Annotated in this window: 5 protein-coding genes and 4 tRNA genes; 3 read left to right on the forward strand and 6 right to left on the reverse strand. The window is 43.7% G+C overall.

Going from position 1 to position 5,967, the window contains the following annotated elements; genetic code table 11:
* Positions 1–103: 103 nt before the first annotated feature.
* From LIX84_RS22860 to LIX84_RS22875, 4 genes are all read right to left on the reverse strand, one after another.
* Positions 104–179, reverse strand: a tRNA-Thr gene (locus LIX84_RS22860).
* A 13-nt stretch (positions 180–192) separates the two neighbouring features.
* Positions 193–267, reverse strand: a tRNA-Gly gene (locus tag LIX84_RS22865).
* A gap of 35 nt (positions 268–302) precedes the next feature.
* A tRNA-Tyr gene (locus LIX84_RS22870) sits at positions 303–387 on the reverse strand.
* Between the two features lie 36 nt (positions 388–423).
* Positions 424–499, reverse strand: a tRNA-Thr gene (locus tag LIX84_RS22875).
* A gap of 205 nt (positions 500–704) precedes the next feature.
* Between LIX84_RS22875 and coaA the strand changes: the two genes are divergently transcribed.
* Positions 705–1,628, forward strand: coding sequence for a type I pantothenate kinase (gene coaA, locus LIX84_RS22880; RefSeq protein WP_005398335.1), 924 nt, complete (start codon positions 705–707; stop codon positions 1,626–1,628).
* A gap of 7 nt (positions 1,629–1,635) precedes the next feature.
* On the opposite strand, the gene birA is transcribed toward coaA, so the two are convergent.
* Entirely contained in the window at positions 1,636–2,601 is a 966-nt protein-coding gene (gene birA / locus LIX84_RS22885) for a bifunctional biotin--[acetyl-CoA-carboxylase] ligase/biotin operon repressor BirA (protein ID WP_053809528.1), read from the reverse strand.
* A complete protein-coding gene (gene murB, locus LIX84_RS22890; protein WP_006742763.1) occupies positions 2,598–3,641 on the reverse strand; it encodes a UDP-N-acetylmuramate dehydrogenase in 1,044 nt (347 codons plus the stop codon). The genes birA and murB overlap by 4 nt, the downstream gene beginning before the upstream one ends.
* A gap of 101 nt (positions 3,642–3,742) precedes the next feature.
* Here murB and LIX84_RS22895 point away from each other — a divergent pair, with 101 nt between their 5' ends.
* Positions 3,743–4,174, forward strand: a complete 432-nt coding sequence (locus tag LIX84_RS22895; protein ID WP_226422232.1) for a GNAT family N-acetyltransferase — start codon at positions 3,743–3,745, stop codon at positions 4,172–4,174.
* A gap of 71 nt (positions 4,175–4,245) precedes the next feature.
* Positions 4,246–5,586: a CDP-diacylglycerol--serine O-phosphatidyltransferase gene (gene pssA / locus LIX84_RS22900; protein WP_226422233.1), complete on the forward strand. Its 1,341-nt coding sequence runs from the start codon at positions 4,246–4,248 to the stop codon at positions 5,584–5,586.
* Positions 5,587–5,967: the final 381 nt, after the last annotated feature.

Below are 5,967 nucleotides of genomic sequence, written 5' to 3' on the forward strand. Positions count from 1 at the left end.
TGAGTGGTCCCTCTAGGTACGGATTTAGGTGGCCCAAATTGACCACGCAACCAAAAAAAGATAATTGGTAAATCTAATATCAAAAGGAAATAAACTTGAGAGCTGGTGCTGATAGGCAGACTCGAACTGCCGACCTCATCCTTACCAAGGATGCGCTCTACCACCTGAGCTATATCAGCACTCAAATTAGAGTGGAGCGGGCAGCGGGAATCGAACCCGCATCATCAGCTTGGAAGGCTGAGGTAATAGCCATTATACGATGCCCGCAACACGTAACTCTGAGAGCTATTTCCTAAAGAATATGGTGGAGGGGGACGGATTCGAACCATCGAAGGCAGTGCCGGCAGATTTACAGTCTGCTCCCTTTGGCCACTCGGGAACCCCTCCAAATTTTCAAGCCATTCAGACTACTAAAGGAAAGAATGGTGCCGACTACCGGAATCGAACTGGTGACCTACTGATTACAAGTCAGTTGCTCTACCTACTGAGCTAAGTCGGCATAAGTGGTGCGCATTCTATTGAATGATTTTCGAGGTTGCAATAGTAATTTTAAAAAAAATCATAAAATTCGATTTTTTAGATTCGTTTGCTGCAAATTCGTACAAACTTGGCTTTTTTAAAGTAAACTTCGACCTTTGTCGTTTGCTTTGAAGTTCGCTTGATGTATGTTCTTGCTTCTACTAAACCAAGGATAAAAGAGACCCATGAGTCCATTTTTGTCATTTGACCGTGCAAACTGGGCCGAGTTAAGAAACTCTGTACCGATGACACTTTCTGAAGACGACTTGACTGCGCTTCAGGGTATTAATGAAAACCTAACCATGGAGGAAGCGGTAGAAATCTACCTTCCTTTGTCTCGTCTTTTGAATCTGTACGTCCAAGCCCGTCAAAGCCGCAACTCTGTATTACAACAATTCTTGAATACGGAAGAACATGCCCCTCCTTTTGTGATTGGTATCGCCGGCAGTGTCGCTGTAGGCAAAAGTACGACAGCTCGTATTCTGACCGCATTGCTTTCTCGTTGGGAGAATCATCCCAAAGTGTCCTTGGTCACTACAGATGGCTTTCTATATCCGAAAAAGGTACTAGAAGAGCGCGGTATCATGCATCGTAAAGGGTTTCCTGAGTCCTATGATATCAAACGTTTAGTTGAGTTTATGTCTGACGTTAAAGCGGGTAAGCCGGATCTTGAAGTACCTATTTACTCCCACATCACGTATGACATTACGGACGAACTAAGAAAAGTGGATAGACCGGATGTTCTTATCATTGAAGGTTTAAACGTTCTACAAAGTGGAATGGATTATCCGCATGATCCACATCGCGTCTTTGTCTCTGATTTTTTGGATTTTTCGATCTATGTCGATGCTGAAACAGAGACAATTGAACAGTGGTATGTGGAACGATTTTTAAAGTTTCGCCAAGGGGCTTTTACTAAACCCGGTTCTTATTTTAGTCACTACACGCAACTGTCAGTCGATGAAGCAAAGCAAAAAGCGAAACAAATTTGGCATGATATTAATGGGCTCAACTTGGAGCTAAATATTCTTCCCACCCGAGAAAGAGCCCATTTGATTCTACACAAAGGCGTCAACCACTTGGTTGATAAGGTGTCTTTACGAAAGTAATTGAACGTCAATCGCTTTTACGCAACGAGATTTCCCCACCAATGTAAGTCTCTAGCCCTTGCGAGGTTTCGAGTAATATCCCGCCTTGATGATCGATGCCGCGTACGACGCCGTGCACCTCTCTAGGTCCGATGAGCAGCTTGACTTGACGATTGAGAAAGTTATCTAATCGATTCCAACGTTCGACAAAGCTGGTAAGCCCTTTCAGTTCATACTCGATAAGTGCGGAATTCCAATGCTTGATAAGCGTCGTCGCTAGGACATTTCTATCGATCACGAGACTCTCGTTTACCTGATTCAATGTTGTCCATGGTTGATCAATCTCAGGTTGCTCATCAGGCATTCCAATATTGAGCCCCATCCCAATCACAAGATGAGCAGCACCACCGGCCTGCCCTGACATCTCCACTAAGATTCCTGCCAGTTTTTTATCTTGATAATACAGGTCATTTGGCCACTTGAGTTTAACGCCTTGTATGCCCATTTCTTCTAGTGCTTCCACTGCGGCAATACCAATAACAAGGCTTAAGCCCATTGCCGCGGCCATTCCCGCATCTAATCGCCAGTACATGGATAGGTATAAGTTAGAGCCAAATGGAGAGATCCATTGTCTACCGCGGCGACCACGTCCTTGTGCTTGATACTCAGCTATACAAACACGGCCCTTTTCTGACTCTGCAACTCTATCAAGCAAATATTGGTTGGTTGAGTTAATCACAGGAACAAGCTCAACAAGTGACTCCGCACTAGCAGTAAGGAGAGCTTCATCTAGCAACTGCAATGGTGATGCCAACTGGTAACCGCGCCCTTGCACTCGATAAATATCAATGCCCCACTCACTAAGACCTTTAATATGCTTAGCTATTGCCGCTCTGGATACATTCAGGGCTTCGCCCAGCGCCTCTCCAGAATGAAACTCGCCGTTACTTAATGACTTTAAGATATGAAGTTTCGTAGAGTGATCTTTTCTCATCTTAACGCCTCGATCTGAGCCAGGTTGGTTTCCCCGGTACGGTTCAGAAATCGAACTTCATGCTCAAGTTCTATTTGGTATTTATCCCACACTGCCTGCTTCACTAGGGAAGCAAGTGCGACAACATCATCGGCACTGCAGTTGTCCATGTTGGTCAAAACCAAGGCTTGCATAGGGTTGACCTGTGCACCATGCACAGACTTCCCCTTTAATCCACACTGATCAATCAGCCAACCAGCCGCGACTTTCATTCCGCCAGGAGTTGGATAGGCCACGATATTAGTATGTTGCTTCATGAGCCGATCATAATGATCTTGAGTGATCACTGGGTTTTTAAAGAAACTTCCTGCGTTACCTACCTTGACTGGATCCGGCAGTTTCTCCGTTCGCACTTGGCAAACTCGCTCGAAGATTGTTGCTGGGCTAAGTTGTTCTTCCGGAATATCTTTTAAAGGACCATATTGATTAATCGGTTGCCATTGCTTAGCCAACTTAAGCCCTAGTGCAGTAATAAAGCACTTTTCATGCAAAGCGTGTTTAAAAATGGAGTCTCGGTAGCCAAAGTTACAGTCTCTGGCGCTCATTCTTCTATTTTCAAATGTAGTTAGATCAAGAACATCCACGTAGTCACAAATGTCTTTTAGCTCTAGTCCATAGGCTCCAATGTTTTGAATAGGAGCCGAGCCTGCACAGCCAGGGATCAGGGCTAGGTTTTCTAACCCACCAATTCCCTGACTCACACACCAGGAAACCAAATCAGGCCAGTCTTCACCACCTGCAATATGCAATAGGTATTGGTCATCCGTTTCCGTCACATTTTTACCCATGAGTCGATTAACGATCACTAACCCGTCAAAATGCTCAGTGAAAAGAACATTACTTCCTTTACCTAAAAAAAGTTTCGGTAAATGGGTGAATCTCGGGTCTTGAAATAGTTGGATAACCTCCTCGAGCGACTCGATGGTCGCTAAATAGGAACACGACTGTTCAATCCCAAAAGTATGGTAAGCCTTAAGGCTTGCATTTGTTTTAATTTGCATAGTAGGTTTGCAACGTCAGATAAGATTCTCTTAAACTGTCGACATTCTACATTAGTTATCTTTTAACCGCAGTGACAATACCTGACTCATTAATCATAGAAGTGTTAAATCCTATCAAGCTCCCTCTCATTAAGAGGTTGTACAAAGCGCATTACCCTTCGGGTCGAGCCAAAAAGGATGAACTGATCATTACAGCGAGCCATAAAGGTGAAATCGTTGCGTTACTACGCTTAAAAACCGTAGATAGATCTCGATTGCTGACGGGAATGCTGGTCATTCCAACACTTAGGGGAACTGGCATTGGAAAAGAACTACTAACTCATTGTAAAAACAATGTTTTCACTGATGGCGATTATTGCTTCGCGTTTACACATCTCGAATCCTATTATTCCAAGCATGGATTCAAAACCATTGATTGCTCTAAGCTACCACACCCGTTAAAAATGGCATTTCAACGCTATGTAGATAGCGGTAAAGATCTCATTCCAATGCAATTCATCTCTTCAACGACATCAAAACGCGCGCTTTTGTAGCCAGGTAAATCATATCTTTGATAAAATGGCAGGTTCGCAATATTGCACTAAACTAAGGTACTCATACCGATATGATAGTAAGTAGGAATCCATTCGAACAGTTGCCAAGTCTCGCTGTCAATCCGGAAGACTTTGATGTTCTGTATTCAGCAGAATCATTCAGGACTCGTCTTTTGGATGCAATCAGCAAAGCAACGTCGCGAATTTACCTAGTCGCTCTATATCTGGAAGATGATGAAGCTGGACGTGAAATTCTCACTGCGCTTTATGAAGCGAAACAGCGCAATCCTGGGTTGGACATCAATATCTGTGTCGACTGGCATCGAGCGCAGCGTGGCCTGATTGGTGCGGAAACATCTGAGGGTAATTCTGCGCTTTACAAAGCGTATGCCAATAAGTACCAACACCCGATCCCTGTCTATGGTATACCTGTGCGTGGCAGAGAGGTTTTTGGGGTACTGCATTTAAAAGGCTTCATTGTCGATGATACTGTCATCTACAGTGGAGCAAGCTTAAATAATGTTTATCTGCACTATCACGAACGCTATCGCTTTGATCGTTACCATGTGATTCGACATGAGTCTCTAGCTAATTCAATGGTGCAATTCATTCAGGAAGAGATGATTGCTCACCCTGCTGTCAATGATCTTGCTGGAAAAGATAAGCCAGAAACCAAAGAAATTAAGTCGGCGATTCGTCAACTGAGAGCTTCACTTGCTCAAGCTAATTATAAGTTTGAAGACCAACCACCAAAAGAGGAAAGTGTAAAAATCACCCCACTAGTTGGTCTAGGCAAACGCCGCAATCTGCTCAATCAACAGATTGTAAAGTTACTAGCGGCCGCCCAAAACGAAATCTTTATCTGTACGCCTTACTTTAACTTCCCTAAAGCGCTGCATCGTGAAGTGAAGCGAGCCATGAAACGCGGTGTGAAAGTAACTATTGTTGTGGGCGACAAGACAGCAAACGACTTTTATATTGCCCCTGAGGAAGACTTTAAAACCATTGGCGGACTTCCATATCTGTATGAAGTAAACCTACGCCGCTTTGCGAAAGCAAATGAAGCGAATATCGCTGCGCGTAAACTGTCAATTCACCTCTGGAAGCATGACAATAATAGCTTCCATCTCAAAGGGATTTGGGTTGATAAACGCTATATGCTACTGACGGGGAATAACTTAAATCCTCGGGCTTGGTCACTTGATCTAGAAAATGGGCTTCTCATCCAAGACAATTATGCGAAACTCACTGATAAGTTCGAAGATGAGGTTTCGCGTATCCTTGAGCATACCCATCTTATCTGTACTTATAAACAGTTAGAAAAAATGGAAGATTATCCGATAGGGGCGCAGCGGTTAGTAAGAAAAATAACCCGCCTAAAAGCAGATGGGGTTTTAAAACGCATCCTGTAAGCATAATTAACTTCAAAGCTCAGCATTTTCCTGCTGGGCTTTTTTATTATTCCTAGCTCCAACAGCTTAATACTCTATTAGACCTCTATATTAGTAGACTTCAGTAAATAAGCTTGCGAGACGCAACGTAACCCCAAACGCAACAACCTAGAATCTAGAAAGGCAATACATGCGTAAGTGGCTAGGTGCTTAATAACTCAGTCTTCCGATCTTACTCTTTCTTACACTACGCTAGTGAATAAGCTTTCTAACACGTAATAAAGGGGAGCTTTAATGAGTCAGCACAGGGGCTCAAAACTAGTCCTCGATACTGGGACCCGGTTCAGTAGAAACCGCACAGAGTTGAGCATCAACTCGTCATGGCAGGGCTTAGAAAGCATC

Source organism: Vibrio sp. E14 (genome assembly GCF_020515785.1).
Taxonomy (GTDB): domain Bacteria; phylum Pseudomonadota; class Gammaproteobacteria; order Enterobacterales; family Vibrionaceae; genus Vibrio; species Vibrio diabolicus.

Coding starts and splice junctions, on each gene's coding strand:
- coaA (WP_005398335.1), top strand. CDS start 705: ATGAGTCCATTTTTGTCATTTGACCGTGCAAACTGGGCCGAGTTAAGA.
- birA (WP_053809528.1), bottom strand. CDS start 2,601: ATGAGAAAAGATCACTCTACGAAACTTCATATCTTAAAGTCATTAAGT.
- pssA (WP_226422233.1), top strand. CDS start 4,246: ATGATAGTAAGTAGGAATCCATTCGAACAGTTGCCAAGTCTCGCTGTC.
- murB (WP_006742763.1), bottom strand. CDS start 3,641: ATGCAAATTAAAACAAATGCAAGCCTTAAGGCTTACCATACTTTTGGG.